Origin of the sequence: Pseudomaricurvus alkylphenolicus, from assembly GCF_011683955.1 — a bacterium.
Lineage (GTDB): Bacteria > Pseudomonadota > Gammaproteobacteria > Pseudomonadales > Cellvibrionaceae > Pseudomaricurvus > Pseudomaricurvus alkylphenolicus.
This window is the reverse complement of sequence record NZ_JAAQPI010000006.1, coordinates 348,388-364,014: the sequence shown is the minus strand read 5'-3', so window position 1 is coordinate 364,014 and position 15,627 is coordinate 348,388. Positions and strand designations below refer to the sequence as shown.

The 15,627-nt window shown below is 53.0% G+C and carries 12 protein-coding genes; 2 read left to right on the top strand and 10 right to left on the bottom strand.

Annotation, left to right across the window (positions count from 1 at the left end; genetic code table 11):
• Positions 1 to 30: 30 nt before the first annotated feature.
• Positions 31 to 705: a DUF1826 domain-containing protein gene (locus HBA55_RS17625; RefSeq protein WP_166994098.1), complete on the bottom strand. Its 675-nt coding sequence runs from the start codon at positions 703 to 705 to the stop codon at positions 31 to 33.
• A 623-nt stretch (positions 706 to 1,328) separates the two neighbouring features.
• Here HBA55_RS17625 and HBA55_RS17620 point away from each other — a divergent pair.
• Positions 1,329 to 2,969, top strand: coding sequence for a serine/threonine protein kinase (locus HBA55_RS17620; protein WP_166994097.1), 1,641 nt, complete (start codon positions 1,329 to 1,331; stop codon positions 2,967 to 2,969).
• Positions 2,970 to 3,073: 104 nt separating this feature from the next.
• A complete protein-coding gene (locus HBA55_RS17615) occupies positions 3,074 to 5,752 on the top strand; it encodes a TonB-dependent receptor domain-containing protein (RefSeq protein WP_166994095.1) in 2,679 nt (892 codons plus the stop codon).
• A 790-nt stretch (positions 5,753 to 6,542) separates the two neighbouring features.
• Here HBA55_RS17615 and HBA55_RS17610 read toward each other — a convergent pair.
• The 9 genes from HBA55_RS17610 to gspJ are packed head-to-tail and all read right to left on the bottom strand — an operon-like array spanning position 6,543 to position 15,622.
• Positions 6,543 to 7,100, bottom strand: coding sequence for a hypothetical protein (locus HBA55_RS17610; RefSeq protein WP_166994093.1), 558 nt, complete (start codon positions 7,098 to 7,100; stop codon positions 6,543 to 6,545).
• Between the two features lie 2 nt (positions 7,101 to 7,102).
• A complete protein-coding gene (locus HBA55_RS17605) occupies positions 7,103 to 8,830 on the bottom strand; it encodes an ExeA family protein (protein WP_166994091.1) in 1,728 nt (575 codons plus the stop codon).
• A gap of 4 nt (positions 8,831 to 8,834) precedes the next feature.
• Complete coding sequence (gene gspD / locus HBA55_RS17600; RefSeq protein WP_166994089.1) at positions 8,835 to 10,718, bottom strand: type II secretion system secretin GspD; 1,884 nt, start codon at positions 10,716 to 10,718, stop codon at positions 8,835 to 8,837.
• 23 nt (positions 10,719 to 10,741) lie between these two features.
• Entirely contained in the window at positions 10,742 to 11,521 is a 780-nt protein-coding gene (locus HBA55_RS17595; protein ID WP_166994087.1) for a type II secretion system protein N, read from the bottom strand.
• A 7-nt stretch (positions 11,522 to 11,528) separates the two neighbouring features.
• Entirely contained in the window at positions 11,529 to 12,197 is a 669-nt protein-coding gene (locus HBA55_RS17590) for a hypothetical protein (protein WP_166994085.1), read from the bottom strand.
• The gene (gene gspM / locus HBA55_RS17585; RefSeq protein WP_166994083.1) at positions 12,194 to 12,667 is read right to left on the bottom strand and encodes a type II secretion system protein GspM; all 474 of its coding nucleotides are present in this window, start codon (positions 12,665 to 12,667) and stop codon (positions 12,194 to 12,196) included. Before gspM ends, HBA55_RS17590 begins: the two co-directional genes overlap by 4 nt.
• Complete coding sequence (gene gspL, locus HBA55_RS17580) at positions 12,664 to 13,791, bottom strand: type II secretion system protein GspL (RefSeq protein ID WP_166994082.1); 1,128 nt, start codon at positions 13,789 to 13,791, stop codon at positions 12,664 to 12,666. Before gspL ends, gspM begins: the two co-directional genes overlap by 4 nt.
• A complete protein-coding gene (gspK, locus tag HBA55_RS17575; protein WP_166994080.1) occupies positions 13,788 to 14,867 on the bottom strand; it encodes a type II secretion system minor pseudopilin GspK in 1,080 nt (359 codons plus the stop codon). The genes gspL and gspK overlap by 4 nt, the downstream gene beginning before the upstream one ends.
• A 38-nt stretch (positions 14,868 to 14,905) precedes the next feature.
• Positions 14,906 to 15,622: a type II secretion system minor pseudopilin GspJ gene (gspJ, locus tag HBA55_RS17570; RefSeq protein ID WP_277345636.1), complete on the bottom strand. Its 717-nt coding sequence runs from the start codon at positions 15,620 to 15,622 to the stop codon at positions 14,906 to 14,908.
• Between the last annotated feature and the right edge of the window lie 5 nt (positions 15,623 to 15,627).

The window sequence follows — 15,627 nt, the reverse complement described above, 5'->3', positions numbered from 1 at the left end:
TAATGGTTCTTGAATCACAGAATATGGAATTTAGGCAAAGTCGAGTGTTAACAACAAGCGCCGTACATCTGTTGGCACCTGGGGTGACCGGTGCACCAGGCCGGCGCCTTCGTTGCCTTCCCACAGCTCGCCTTTCAGCAATGCCACGTCGCCCTGGCTGAGCTGTCGGATCTGGCCAGAGTCCTGGAAGAGACCGGACTCTTCATCCGCTTTGCCCTCGCTGCCTCTGCCGAGTTTGGTGCGGTCAACGGCGTCGTGGGGCAGCCACTCGGTGGCCGTGCCCTGATAGGTGGTGACCAAGCGGCAGGGGACTCGGTCCACATGGAACTTGGGGCACATGGCGCGATCCAGGGTGGTCAGCCTTAGGCCGGTCTGTTTGAGTTCGAACAGGTAGCAGAACATGTCCACCAGCTCTGCGATGTCTTTGCTCAGTGAATGAGCTGCTTCGCAGTCTCCCAGGGTCTGGCTGATGCTGGAAAAGACGCTGTCTGGCGAGACGATCATAGAGGCTTGCAAACGGCGATGGGAGGCCAGGAAGGGGTCCAGCTGTGGCTTTAATCCAGGTGCCAGCTCTCTTTGCCACACAGCAATGTTGCAGTCTTCCTGGTAGATGTCCGCTAAAACGCCGGGGTCGGCCCCTTCCGCTGAGAAGCGTGTTCTATCACTAAGCTCAAATACATCATCACTCCTGGCAAGTGTGCTCATCAGTTTTCCTCAATAACCGGCTGGGTGTTTTTTCGGCAAATGTTATAACATAACATTAAAAGGTGCAATAATGGGGTTTGTGCAAAAAATATACAGTCGTCACCAATTCGTAATCAACTTGTTATCGAACCGTTATATTTCCGCAGTAAATCTCCTCTCTAATGAGTTCACCTGGAGGAGCTGATTTTTGCAGATCGATTCAGCGGAATGCCGAGTTTTCCAATACGGGTGGGAAACACATTGATTGTCTGTGAGCCACAGATTCGACGAATAAAAAGAACACAGTATCATTGGGGGCCTTTGGCCCCATTTTTTTCTTCTCAGTATTTAATTCAAACAAGTCTTGAAAAGCTTATGCGAGCTGTCGCATTTCCGAAGTAAAAGTGAAGTAAACCCGAAACATTATCGCAGTAAATATGAATAAAAAATGCAGTAAATTTGAAGTAAAACTGTAGCAAAAATTCGACTGGCGCTTTTTCGATCTCCAAAAGGTCAACAAATAAACTTAAATTGATTTAAATTCGTTTCGAAAATCGACGTTCATATATCTGTAAGAATTAATTGGTAGCTTGCAGCGATCTGATTTAAGACAACCCCTACATACCAATCGAGGAGCTACCGAAATGGGTCAAAAGAAAGTTCTGGGCGTAAGCATCTTAGCTGCATTGCTTGCCGCCTGTGATGGTGGAGATGTGAGCATCTCTCCTTCCAACGTTGACAACAGTGTTGACAATTCAGTGACTGAAGTACCAACTACCCCAGTTGAAGAATTCAGCTGTGCAACTTACACCAAAGACGGTGTTGTTAACGAAGGTTCTTTCGATGGCACCAACTGCACCTACACCACTGGCTTCGTTGATGTAGACAACCCCATCACTGTATCCATGACTTTCCCGAATATCGGTGAAGGCGTTCACATCTTTGACGGTTCTCTGGCCATTGGCGAAAACCACGCTTCTCAGGCCGGCTTGGATGCGGCAGGTATTTCAGAAGGTGGTGACGGCGCGATCGTTACTATCGAAGCCGGTGTTACCATGGCTTTCAATACCACTCTGGACTACGCCGTTGTTAACCGTGGTTCTCAGATCCGTGCCAACGGTACTGCTGCTGCCCCAATTACTTTCACTTCCGTAAACGATGCAGTCAGCGGCACTGTTGGTGCTGAAGACGTATCCGAGTGGGGCGGCATGATCATCAACGGCTTTGGTGTGACCAACAAGTGTTCCTACTCTGGTACCCGTGGCGTTGACCTGGCTCTTACCGGTGAGTGTAATGTTGTTTCTGAAGGCCGTGCAGGTGACGGTGAAACTCACTACGGTGGTGACAACGATGGCGATAACTCCGGCGTACTGCGCTATGTTGTTGTCAAGCACACCGGTGCAGAAGTTGCTCCTGGCAACGAACTGAACGGTATTGCATTCAACGCTGTTGGTTCCGGCACTGTTGTAGAAAACCTGCAGGCTTACAGCACCTTTGATGATGGTATTGAGTTTTTTGGTGGCGCCGTAGATGTGACCAACTACGTTGCCCTGTACGTACGTGACGACTCCATCGATATCGACGAAGGTTACATCGGCACCATTGAAAACGCTCTGGTTATCCAGTCTCGTCTGGATGGTAACCGCTGCGTAGAGTCCGATGGTATCGGCAGCTACTCTTCTCGCGATCAGGCGACCATCGATGACTTTATCGCCCGTGGTCTGAACTCTGCGGCGACCCTGAAGAACCTGACCTGTATCGTTTCCGCCAACGAAACCGGTACTCATGACCCAGGCCAGGGCATGCGTATTCGTGAAGCTCACTTCCCAACCATCAGCAACGCTATTGTGACGACTGCTTACTCTGGTGACGATGTTCTGGGCGATGACGACTTCAGCTACTGTGTTCGCATCGACAACGAAGGTCAGCAGGCGGCTCTGGACGGTAACCTGACTATCTCTTCTTCCATCGTTGCTTGTCAGGACCTGGTTGACAGCAGCCTCGAAGGTCAATCTACCGCCCAGTGGCTGACCGACAATGGCAACGCTGTTTATCAGTCCGCGGAAGCCGGTGAAGATCCAACTTCTGCTTCTAACGGCGACCTGGTGATTCTGGATGGTTTCTACTCTGTACCTGTAGCCAGCATGGTAGCTACCGGCGCAACCATTCCTACTCCAGTTGACTCCAGTATTATCGGCGCAGTATCCGCTGACAACGACTGGACTGCTCCTTGGGCATTCGGTCTGCGCGAAGGTAACCGCTCACAGGCTCTGTGGTTCGAGTAATCTCGAAAACCACCACGGTTGAATGGCCGATAGTGTGACTGGAAGGGCGCCCGAGCGGCGCCCTTTCTATTCCAAAATTAGTGGATGAGCGTAGGGTTCGTATTATGCAAACCAAAAAAAAGTTATTGAGTGCTCATATTGCAGCACTTACCATGAGTGCAGTAGCAGGGACAGCCATTGCTCAAAACGACAAGGCGGTAGAGGAAGTCGTCGTTGTCGGTAACCTCAGATCCGCAGCCGATGATGTTGTGGTCGAGCGTCTTGAAAGCGACGTCGTATCCGACATCATCGATGCCGAGATCATTGGTAAAATCGGTGATTCCAACCTTGCTGCAGCGCTGCGACGTGTTCCGGGGGTGACACTAATCGATGATCGCTTCGTGTTTATTCGCGGTCTTGGTGAGCGATATTCCTCATCGCTACTGAATGGCGCCCAGATTCCTTCTCCGGATCTGACCAGAAATGTTATTCCTCTGGATATTTTTCCAACTTCTATTCTGAAGTCGGTATCTGTACAAAAGGGTTATTCCTCTGACATACCGGCCGCTTTCAGTGGTGGTCTGATTGATATTCGCACCAAGGGTATTCCGGATGACTTCACTTTCTCGGTTGAAGTCGGTACCAGTTTAAATTCCGAAACCGATGGCGATGTGCTGAGCTACAGCGGCGGCGGTGATGACGCCTTTGGCCGCGATGACGGCACGCGTTCTATGCCAGGCGAATTACGTTCTGCGCTGAGTACTTACCAGGGTTCTCTGGCTGTTGGTGATATTCTGAATGACCTGAATCTATCCGGTAATGGTAACGCCGATGTTGCAGAGGCGGAAGCCATCAACAGAAACCTGGCTCTGGCGCTGAACCGAAACATCAATGTACGAGAAGAAAGCCCTGACCTAAATCGCGCTTTTGAACTCAATGTCGGTAACAACTTCCACTTGGATCACGGCATGGAGCTGGGTTTTCTGGTGGGTGGTTCCTACGAGAGTTCCTGGACCAACCGCGAAATTCGCGATGCGGAATTTGGTCTGCCGGATGATGCATTTTCCGAGCGTGATGTTTCCACATACAACGTGAGTGCTAACGCCAATGCCACTGTCGGCTGGCGTTGGGATGATGATCACTCTGTACAGATGACCGCTCTGTTGCTGCGCAATACGGACGATAAAACCACGGTTCGTGATTACTTCGGGTCTTCCACTCCGTTCAGTGAAGGCCGTGGTAACCGTGACTACGAAGTTCGTTACGAAGAACGCGAGCTGCAGGTTCTGCAGTTCAATGGTGATCATCGTTTCGGTGGTGTCGTGCGCGAGACTCTGGGTATGGAGGCCACCCGTTTCGACTGGCTGAACGACCTGCGAGTTGAGTGGTTCTACTCTGACTCTGAAGTCACCACTGATATCCCCAACGAAGTGTCTGTGACTTATCAGCTGAATGTGGATGGGGATGGAAATTTCGTATCCCAGAATCTTCAGCCTTCAACGTCTGCTGGTGACTTCCGTTTCACCAATCTGCAGGACGAAGTTGAAAATTACGGCTCCAAGATCTCTCTGCCTCTCTATTTCGACAATTACGAGCTGACGCTGTCCGGTGGTTATAATTACGCCAAGAAGGCCCGTACCTATCGCCAGACTGAGTTTGCCTTGGGCACCAGTGATCTCGCGTTCTCGGGTAACGCGGACGGTCTGCCTTCTGATATTTTCAGCGATGACAATATCCTTGACGCGGGCAACGGTTTCGAAATTGATGTTGTGGGTAACAACGGTGAGAGTTATCTGGCCGCTGTGACCAATCAGGCGGTATTCGGTGAGGTGGATTTACGGATCGGTGATGCCTGGAGAATTACTGCCGGTCTTCGCTGGGAAGACTACAAGCAGGTGGGTTTGCCATGGGATCCTCTGGATTACGATGGTTGTCAGGTCAGCTGTGACGGGGATGACATCGCGGAGTCTGTATTCTCGGAGGATGATTACTATCCATCTGTAGCCTTCACTTACAGTACTTCTGACTTTGGTGCGGAGACGTTCCAGTTCCGAGTGAACTACTCTGAGACGATCGTCAGGCCTGACCTGCGGGAAATCACACCTTCCAGTTATATTGACCCTCTGACTGACGCCATTGTCAAAGGCGGTACGGATGTGATTCCGGCGACGGTTAAGAACTACGATATTCGTGGTGAGTGGTTCTTCTCTACCGGTGATAATTTCACGGCGTCTTTGTTCTATAAGGATATTACCGATCCGATTGAATCGTTTGAGCGGGCTGCCTTTGAGGATGCTCTTGCTGCGCAGATTATCAATGCGGAGAGTGCTGAGCTCTATGGTGTGGAGTTTGAGTGGTTGAAGGGGCTGGGTTTCCTGGGTGAGGCATTCTCCCCATTCTTTGTTTCCGGTAACTTGACAGCGCTGGATACCGAGATTGTTGCCGGTGATCGTGCTGACTCCCCAACCAATCCTACTCGTCCATTGACCGGTGCTTCTGATCTGACGGCGAACATTCAGTTCGGTTTCGATTCTACCGATGGCCAGCATTCTGCGATGTTGGTTTACAATGTGTTCGATGAACGCCTGTTTCTGGCTGGTCGTCTGGGTACGCCAGATGCCTATGAGCAGCCTTTCCACTCTCTGGATCTGACTTATTTCTGGTATCCTACCGAGGAGTCAACTCTGAGACTGCGGATTAAGAACATTCTGGATGAGGATGTTGAGATTGAACAGGATGGTGTAACCACGTTTAGTTATGCGCCTGGCAGTTCTTTCTCGATTGATTATAAGTGGTCTTTCTAAGTTAGGTTGAGATCGCTTTAAAAAGCCCGGCATTATGTCGGGCTTTTTTTTGTTTCCGATTTAGGAGGTATGAGTTTTAAGCTGAAGTGGCTGGGAGTTTGGGTAGGCAGAAAAGTGCCATAACCGGAAGTTTAGTACCGGCAGGATTTATCTACGTACGTAGCAGCGGGCTCCGACCGCGACTGGGTCGCCAATGTCTCTGTTGTGCCAGAGGACATTGAATGGTGTTCTGTTCGTGCACTAGCTGGATCGTGGCGGACCGCTTCGAAGGGAGCCGTTTTCTTTTATAGTTCGGGAACGGTCCGCTTCGGGGTATAACCATCTGGGACACGCATGAATACATCCCTGTAGCTCTGCTTCGCCATCCATGGCGAAGACGGTCCCATATGGTTATACCCCGAATCGGCCCTTTTCATCGACAATTGGTTTCTAAATTAGACCTCTGTGCTCCCTTCGAAGCGGCCCTTAGCTTCACGTTTTTGCCTTCTTTTTCAAGGTGCGTGATACTGCAAGTGTCAGCAACGGCCGCACGAATGTAGGGCGGATTAGGCGAAGCCGTAATCCGCCGTTCCGCCGAAGGTTTAAATTGGCGATGGCCGCGAATAAACCGCCTGTTGCAGCAACATCCAAGGGGGTTAAAAATCGGGCCGCAGCCAACGAACAACGCCGGCGGAACCGTCGGATTACGCCGCAATGCGCCTAATCCGACCTACGCTCGAACGCAATTTCTGCTAATTCCAACTTCCGGTTATGGCACACAAGAGACTTTGACATGAAAACCGAACCTACCTTAATAGGATAGTTGAAACTCTTGACCGCTCTTTTTAACGGTAAACGAACTGCTCTCAATCCTTATGACTTGATATCCGCTTATTGAACTGCCTTTTCGGTATCCCCTACCATTGACAAAGACCTTATTCGACGGACTGTTTGTTCCAAGGAAAAGATAGCCTGTTGCTTTAATGTCTGGTCTCGCAACTTCGCTTTCCTGGTTTACCTGTGGCGAAATGCTCTGAGTATTTATCGGAGGAGGGGTTTTGCGTTCAGTTGTTACTACCGTCTGCATTACGTGAGCACTTTGAGTATTTGTTATGGTAGCCAGCGGTGCAATCGTGCTACTAGGTGCCACGTCTCTCGAAACTGGAATTTCTTCGTCGGAGACAAATTTCCAAGCAGAAAAACCGACCACCATAGTCAAAGCAGTAGCGGCAATAGGAATTAGAACCTGCGTACGACGAGGGGTGTTGTGGCTACGGGGTTCTGAAGTCAAAAACTCTTCCACAGACGCCGGCCGTTCTTCCTTGCGCCGCTTTTCCACTTGATTCAATGCATCCAGGACGTAAGACACGATTAAACCTCTCCGTCGGAATTGGCGGAAAGCAGCTTTGGATTGTCTCCGCCGGCGCTGTTCATGCGAATAATGGTTCTCACGCCCAAAATACCATCGGCCTCAAGCCCCGATGACTGCTGAAACTGTTGTACCAATTTAACCAAAGCACCGGTGTACATTCTGCCGGTAATGAGTCTTTCTTCGGTGATCTGCCAGTGCTGCATCTGGTCTGTGAGCCAGCGCATGATTGCCAGGTTGGAGTCTCCCTCTTTTAGCGGCTGTCGGTATCCCGGAGGCGGTTGCCACAATAGAGTAAAGTCGCCCTGCCAGCGGCGTTCGAGTTCCTTAAGGGAGATAAGGCTGTTGCCTTTGGCGCTGACCAACTGCGCTGAATCGCCCTCGATCTTTGCCAGCAGGTAGACGGTCAGTTGGTCATAGTCGGATGAGAGAGTCACCAGGCCCGGGCGATCAAACTGGAAGAGATCGTTCAAAGCCATTTGGGAAAAGCTTTCACAGCGCAGCCCAAGGGCTCCAGCAGCCTGACAGAGCTCCCTTGGTGAGGTTACCGGAATTTCATGCCCCCATAGTTTGGCCAGCAAGCTCGCCGAGCTGACCATCGGACTGATGGCCATATATTGCGGGGCGGCGTTGGCGCTAACCAGGCCTGTCTGTGTTGCTTCAGGCCCTACAGCATCGACCATTGTCACAGGGGATGACGAGGGGCCGGGAGTTGGCTTCGGAGTCAAATCAGGTGTCGTCATCTGCTTTAATGCAACAGGCGTGGATTCGGGGGTGGTCTGACTCAAGCCGTAGAAATAGGCCCCAGCGCCAAGCACAGCAACAAGCGCTGTGGCGGCGGTGCCTATCAACACCGTTTTGAGCCAGGCATTGGTCGGCTCCGGTTTCTGTCCCAGCACTTCTTCTGCAGCGGCTTTGACGATACCGGGTGTCACTTGCTTTCCTCCATTGGAAAACACACCCAGCAGGGCTCGCTCGCTGATCAGGTTAACCAGCCGGGGGATGCCTTCACTGTGTTGAAACAGAGTCTTGAGTGAGCTTTTGCTGAACAGCGTGGGTTGCCCGCCCACTTTCTGAATTCGATAGTTGAGGTAATTTTCAAGATCCGAGATCTGAAGAGGCTGCAGGTGATGGCGGGACACGACTCTCTGGTTTAACTGGCGCAGCGATTTGATGGCTAGTGTATCCAGCAGTTCGGGTTGACCTACCAGCAGTATGTGCAGCAGCTTGGTGGTGTTGGTTTCCAGGTTGGTCAGCAGTCGCAGCGTTTCCAACACTTCGGGGTCGAGGTTTTGTGCTTCCTCGATAACCACCAGGGTTTTCTTGTTTTCACCATGGGCTTTAAGCAAATCGGAATAGAGCAGCTCCATCAAACCATCGGCATTGGCGGATTGGATGTCGGTTGCCGTGTCATCGCTGCCGACCCCCAACTCTTTGCAGACGCTGCGCAGTACGCTGTCGCTGTCGGCATTGGCGTTGAGGATATAGGCAACCCGGATGTTGCCAGGCAGTTGATCCAGCATTAGCCGGGTCAGGGTGGTCTTGCCGGTGCCCACCTCACCCGTCAGCAGAATAAAACCGCCTTCGCGATCAAGGCCGTACTTGAGATAGGCGAGGGCTTTTTTGTGCTGCAGTGTAGGATAAAGAAGCGCAGGGTCCGGCGAGATTGAAAAAGGGTCCCGAGAGAACCCGAAATAATCACAGTAAATTGACTTCTTTATCTTGGCCATGGGTTTATTCAATTCCCAGTTGTTTATCGCTTTCGGTCACGGTGTAAGGGATGCTGCTGGTGGTGCCATCGCGCTGTTCCAATTGTCTTTCGCGGATGTAGCGATAGCGTTTGTTGGTGACATTGCGAGCCGTTTGCGTGTCGGTAATGACGGTGGGGCGGATAAAGATCATCAGTACTCGAGAGGTGGCCTGGCGACTCTTGCTCTTAAACAGGTGGCCCAGCACAGGAATATCGCCCAGCAGTGGTACTTTGCTTTCGCTGATGCTGAAGTCGTCGCCGATCAAACCGCCGAGTACCAGCAGTTGATTGTTGCCCACTACCACGTTGGTTGAAATGGAGCGTCTGGCGGTCACCACGTCGGCGGTTCCCAGGGTTTCGGCGGAGGCGAGCAGGTTGGAGGATTCCTGCTCAATGGCCAGCTTGACGGAGTCGTCTTCATTGATCTGGGGGGTGACTTTCAATTGCACGCCCACATCTTCCCGTTGAATGGTCTGGAAGGGGTTGTCAACGGAGTTGTTGGAGCTGGTGAAGCTGCCGGTTATAAACGGCACCTGCTGGCCGACACTCAGTTCCGCCTCTTCGTTGTCCAGGGTGACCACCGAAGGGGTGGAAAGTATGTTGGTGTCGCTGTCAGACTGTAGCGCCCGAATCAATGCGGCAATGCCGTGGCCGTCGGAGTCCAGATTGCCGCCGGCCGCGTTAAGCCCGGTCTGGTTTTGCAGGGTGGTGCCCAGCTTTGCGACGGCGTCCTCCCGGTCCTCTGTGGCGAGCGCGCTCAGTACCGGTAGAATAGTGCTGTAGTTGGTAAGGTAGCCGCCATTCTCGCTGACCGACGCCAACTGCACGCTCAGTTCGCGGGCTTTATCTTCGGAGATCTCGGCTACCACAGCTTCGATCAATACCTGTTCACGGGGGCGGTCCAGTTTGCGAACGATGGATTTCAGTTTGCTGGTGACGGCTTGCGGGGCGGCTACGATCAGGGCATTATTGCCTTTGTCGGCTTCAATTTTGTACTTGGAGGTCGGCGCTTTGGCGTCGGCACCGCTGATAAATTGAAAGGTGCTGGATTGCAGCATATTAGTGAGAATCGCCTTCAAGTCCTCCGCCGAGGAGTAGTTCAGGTAAATCACTTCCACGCCTGAGTCCTGGCTTCTTGTCGGTACGTCCAGAGACGCCAGCAGGTTGCCAAAGCGGCGGCGATCGATGCTGGGGCCGCTGATAATGATGCGGTTGTTGAGTTCATCTTCAACAATGCTGATTTTTTGCTGATCGATGACTTTCATCTGGCTGATGATGTAGAGTGCTTCGCCGGTAGACAGGTGGTCGAGTTCAATGATCTCCATGGCCGACTGGTCCGGTGTATCGATCTCTTTGAGAACTTCGCCGATTCTACGCAGCTGCGCGCGGGTATCGGTGGCGATAATGTGGTTGCTGAATTCATGCGCCTGAATGCGCGCGCCCTTGCTCATCAGTGGACGCAACGACGGCAGCAGGTCGGGAGCGCGTGAATGTTCTACGGGAATCACGTGGGTTTCGATCTGGTTGCCGGCATCACCGCCCGGTACGTCAAAAGCTTTGGTAAAGGGGACAATCCTTACCACAGCGCCGTCGTCAGCGGCCTGGAAGCCTTGAACCTGAAGCGCGGAAAGAAAGACTTCGTAAAACAGGTCTTTTTCGATGGGCTGTGGTGAAATGATTGACAGCTTGCCTTTGACGCGTGGGTCCAGTACAAACGATTTGCCAGTGACTTCGGCGACACTTTCAATCACCGAGCGTATTTCCGCATCGCGAAAGTTGATGCTGACAGTGTGGTCGTCGGCGCTTGCCGTCGGCAACAGGCAGATCAGGGACAACAACAATATAAAGGGAGACCAGTTTTTCATCATTCGATTGCTCTGCGGTTGTATCATCACTTATGTATCTGCCTAATCAGATCCTGTGCAAAATCTTTGGTGTCTATGGTCAGTGGCAGTTCATTACCATCCCTGACCACGATGACATTGGCCTGTTCAAGGCTTGCCAGGGTCTGTAGTTCCCCCGACTGCATATAGTCCACGATAGGGCGCCCATCGATGGAGATCACTGTGTCGTCAGAACGCAAGCCGGTCACGCTGGCAGCGCGACTGGACAAGCCCTTGAGGGTAACGCCCGTGGTTCCGTTTACCGCCGTTATTTCCAGGCCTTCGGCGTGGTGCGACTCATTCAGGTCCAGCAGCGGCTGGCTTCTGCCGCTTGTATCGCCACCGGCAAGGTTGTCATCCAGGCTGGCCAGGGGAAGTTCCCTCAACGCGCCGTGTTCCCTCAGAATCACGCGTGTGTTTTCTATGCGGTGAACAGTGACACCACGCGAGATCTCTTCTCCAGGGGCGTATACCGCGCTTTCGCGGCCGCGAACGCGGATGGAGGCCACCGAAACGCCGCCGCTGTTGATGACCCCGTTTAATGTGGCCGTGATCGACGTTCGCCCCAGCGACTTGCGGACAATGTTATCGGCGCGTCGGTTTTCGTCTTTGTCAAACCATTGCCAGGAACCCCCGGCTTTGTAGTTTGAGGACGATGAATCAGCCGCCGCTGTGACGTTAACCGTGCTTTGTGACAAAGAGATGACATTCCAAGCCAGTGCGGCCAGCGCCACCAGCAGAAGCGCATTGATTATGTGGACGGGGTGTATGCTCGGTAAATTTTTCATTTCCGCCTCAAGCTAAACAAGGCAGCTTGGCCCTGAATGACCAGCCGGAGTGAGTGTGTGGGGTATCGAGGTTCGCCGAAGGCTGCGCCTGCAGTGACAGTTTGCCATTTGCGATTTGTCCCGAGCCGGAGAATGAACCCGTCAGGGAGAGGCGCACCGGCTGGCTGCCGTGCAGGCTTACCTGAGAATCCATCAGGCTGTTGCCGAGCACCTTCAGATTCGACAAGGTAACCAGAGCGTCGCCGACGGCAATTTGCTGTTGCCCGCAGGCCAGTGACGCTACGGCCACATGCGAGGCTCTGGCAGTTAACGTAAAGCTGGCCGGCGCAGCAATGCCGGGTAGCTGGTCACTGTGTGCTGACACCTCGATGTTCGCCAGGGCCAGCGCGGTTCCGCCTTGCCAGTGGGCAATGCCTTGCAAAAAAGACTCACCACTGCGGCCATCAATGCACCAGCTTGTCAGGCCCTGGCCGGGGCACCAGCGGTAACGGATGCGCCATACCGGCGCCTGGCTCGGTTTTACATAAACCGTTCCCGACGCAAGTGTAACGGTATCCACGATCGTTACCGGTGCTTGCGAGGATGCCAAGATCCGGTTTAACGGGAGATTAAGCAGGGCAACCAGAATCGCCGTCAATGCGGCAGCACTGTAAAGTGTCCAGTGTAACGGTTTCACAGCAGCAACATCCCCACATTGGCGTTTACCAGCGGTGAATGGTTGTTTACCCGCTGAATGTCGACATGGGTTATCGAGGCGCCGACGCAGGCAGAGGCTTCCAGCCAACGCAAAACGGATCGCCCCTGGGCCGACTTGATGGCCACACTCCAGCCTTCGTGCGTTTGGGTCCAGCTCGATTGTGCAATGCCCTCTGCACGTGACAGGCGCTCCAGTGCTTCTTTGGGGGCAGAGGTGGTGTCAACGGACTGACAAATATAGGGGGCTGCCAAATCTCCGCTGTTCTCGGCCAACCACAGGTAGGTTGATTTGAGTTGCTCAAGGCGTTTCTTTTCGGACGCGTAGCTTCCGTACAAGGGGGCAAACACCAGCAAATAGAATACCGCCGACAGGATGATCGGTGAGGCGATTTTCAGGGTTCTTTGTTCGCTGTCAGTGCGCTGCTGCCACCAGGTCAATATCGGGCTCATTGATGATTACCTTCTGCTCTTGCGAAGAGACTCAAAATGCGAACGGGGTTTTCGCCCTTGCTGTTACTGACTCCCCACTGCATCTGAAAGTCTTTGTTGAGCACCGCGAGCTCAGATTCCAGGCCGGCCTTGTCGGCAAGTGTCAGTATCAGCGCATCATCTTCAAGAATGGCGGATTGCAGCTCACAGCTTGAGCATGCGCTCAGTGCGGAGTCCGCATCCAGTAAGGTGGCCAGCTGGGAATGGGCGATCAATCGATCGGTCGTCTTTCTGGATTCCAGTATCTGTTGTGCCTGGGAGCGGGCGATGACAGCATCCGTCACCTGCACTTCAAAACGCGCCGCAAATTCAGCCACGATGGCTTGTTCGAGTTTGTCGGCATTGCTTTTGTAAACGTTTGCTGCCAACCACAGGTAGCCAAAAAACAGCACCCCTACCGCAGCACTCAGCGCCAGTGTCAACGCGGTAACCGGCAGCCGGGGAGTGGATTTGGTGCGGGCGTGTTCAGCGGACAACAGGTTCCAGTCGTGGGGTAACTCCAGGTAATCCCACTTCAATTCGCGGACTTGTACCTCAACCCTGTCAGATTCAGCCAGGGCTTCGGGCAGGTCGAGTGACTCATTGCTCCACAGCCAGGCACGAAACTCCGGTTTCTGTGCCAACTCACGGGACAGCAATTGCCAAAAGAAGGGCAGGTCACAGGCAAAGCCCGATGCTGCGCCGGTGCGTATGGTAACATCGTTGCCGTCGATGTAAGCGGTCCAGTCATCTTCTTGCTCCGGCAGGGCCAGAAAGTCCGGAGCCATCTGAATGGGTGTCTGCTCACTGGATTCTGCCAGCAACCGCCAATTCTGGATGACGGACTTGGGCACCGCCAGGATTTGAATGTCCTCCTCCGCTGTAGGCTGATTCCAGACAAAATGGTATTGGTCCGGTGTCTGAAGCAGCTCGTCCTCCAGCTGCCAGGGAATTAACTGATCCCATTTCTTTTTGGGCGCGGTGAGCGGCGGCAGGGTAAAACAGAGAATCTCTGCCGATGGAACCCAAAGGGCAATAGGAGACGCATTGAAGGCGTTTCCCTTGACCCCGCTGGTCAGTTGGTTGAGATGAGCGGTATCTGTCATGAGCGGTTACTAGAGTCGGTGGAAAGGCACACGTGAGGTCGAACCACAGGGTTTCCCTCGCCGTCAATCAGGTCGGGCAGGAAAACCAGGTTGCGTTGCAGGATGCTAACGGCTTCTGCCGAGCTCCGATGCAGCAGCGATCTGGCGTGAATGGTTTGATCCCCCAGTGTGATGACGCTGTCAAGTTGAAAGTACTTCGAGTTGATAGCGACGGAATCGGTAGGAATTCTTTCTTTCAGCTTTTGATCGGAGGCAGCCAGCTGCAGATTCAAAAGACGCTGATAAAAGGCATCGAGATCGGCAAAGGGTCGATAGGCGATGACGTCGTCCAGGGCCCGCTCGGGAAATTCGTTGAGCAGCGATGCCAGCACCTCTTTTGAAGCCGTATTGATATTGATCGGCGTGGCTTCCGGAAGCGCGCTTAACCAAGTGTGCAAGAAGCGGTTTTCTCCAGGTGCGAACCCGACCAGCCCGTTTAGCTCTTCGGTGCTGAGCAGTGGCCAGTTTCCAGTGCGTCTGGAGTTGCTCTGAAGCTGGTAGGTGCCGTCTTCCGCCCCACCATAACGACCGGGCTGGCTATCCGCATCAACCCAATCTTTGATCGAATCGATACGTTGTTTTGGTTCTTCGAGCTGTAGCTGGTTAAACAGACGCAGCAATTGCGCGCCTGCACCCACCTCCTCCAGATTGAGGGCCTTTTGATACTGGCTGTCAAGGGCGTAGCGCAATAGGTTATTGACATTGATATGCCCTTGAAGATCTTTCAGGCAACCGGACAGAGTGCCACCTTCTACCGGCAGTACAGGTGTTGGTTGCGCCCAGTTCTCCTCCAGATGATCGATGCCATTGGCTATAATATCGTCCAGTAAAACCTGCTTTGCCCAGTTTTCTCCGCTTAATGCCAGTAGAATTGCCTGTTCGCTGGTGAGTGCTCGCGCGGTTCTGGAAATATCGAGCTGGTGCCGATAAAACAGCGAGCCCAGGGTCAATAAAATAACCGTGATCAGGAACAGAACCCCCAGGAGTGCAAAACCCGATTGAGGGCTTTTGTTTACAAGCTGAGGGCCTTTGTTCATAAGCTGAGGGCTCTTATTTAAAAGCTGAGGGCTCTTCATCAGCTCGCTCCTCCGGGGTTGTTCGGATCGGCAAGAGCAGGAAAACGCTGACTCAAGGTGGTTTGCAAATCGCCATCGGAAGTGCTCTTGGGGGAGTGCTCCAGACCGGGTATCGTGCGCTGAAAAGTTTCACCACTCTCCAGCTCGATGGTGACTCGAATCATTCGCGGCACTGCATCGTATGCCAGCTCGGTATTCAGGGGGGGCCAATTGGGTTCAAACTCGCTGATCAGATTCAATTGTTCAACGTTCAGGGAGCGCACACCATTCATCACCACGTGCCGGTCAGTTTCAGCCAGTGGCGCGCCGTCCAAAACGGGCCAGCTCCAGCGGATCAGCTCCTGGTCACGGGAAACACTGTAGGCAACACGGCGCATATTGGAGTTGCCTGGCAATGACGGATAACCGCCACGGGTAAACACCACATTAAAGTCTTGATCGCCGGCGCGATAGGCGCGCTGGTAGTCACCCAGTTGATCGCGAGTGGGGCGGGGACGGATATGGATAAAGTCCTGCAGCAGCAGTGCCCAGGTTTTCTGCCACTGGGCTTGTTCTTCCATTTGTGTGCGACTGCGGGTATCCGTGTCGAGCAAATTGGAAAAGCCCTGATAGGTCAACACGGCCAGCACAGTGAAGATCATCATCACCATCAGGACTTCAACCAATGTGAAGCCTCTGTTTGACTGTTGTTTTGTTTTTGTGACCAAGCTCTTCATCGCTA

Coding starts and splice junctions, on each gene's coding strand:
- HBA55_RS17625 (WP_166994098.1), bottom strand. CDS start 705: ATGAGCACACTTGCCAGGAGTGATGATGTATTTGAGCTTAGTGATAGA.
- HBA55_RS17620 (WP_166994097.1), top strand. CDS start 1,329: ATGGGTCAAAAGAAAGTTCTGGGCGTAAGCATCTTAGCTGCATTGCTT.
- HBA55_RS17615 (WP_166994095.1), top strand. CDS start 3,074: ATGCAAACCAAAAAAAAGTTATTGAGTGCTCATATTGCAGCACTTACC.
- HBA55_RS17605 (WP_166994091.1), bottom strand. CDS start 8,830: ATGGCCAAGATAAAGAAGTCAATTTACTGTGATTATTTCGGGTTCTCT.
- gspD (WP_166994089.1), bottom strand. CDS start 10,718: ATGATGAAAAACTGGTCTCCCTTTATATTGTTGTTGTCCCTGATCTGC.
- HBA55_RS17595 (WP_166994087.1), bottom strand. CDS start 11,521: ATGAAAAATTTACCGAGCATACACCCCGTCCACATAATCAATGCGCTT.
- gspM (WP_166994083.1), bottom strand. CDS start 12,667: ATGAGCCCGATATTGACCTGGTGGCAGCAGCGCACTGACAGCGAACAA.
- gspL (WP_166994082.1), bottom strand. CDS start 13,791: ATGACAGATACCGCTCATCTCAACCAACTGACCAGCGGGGTCAAGGGA.
- gspK (WP_166994080.1), bottom strand. CDS start 14,867: ATGAACAAAGGCCCTCAGCTTGTAAACAAAAGCCCTCAATCGGGTTTT.
- gspJ (WP_277345636.1), bottom strand. CDS start 15,622: ATGAAGAGCTTGGTCACAAAAACAAAACAACAGTCAAACAGAGGCTTC.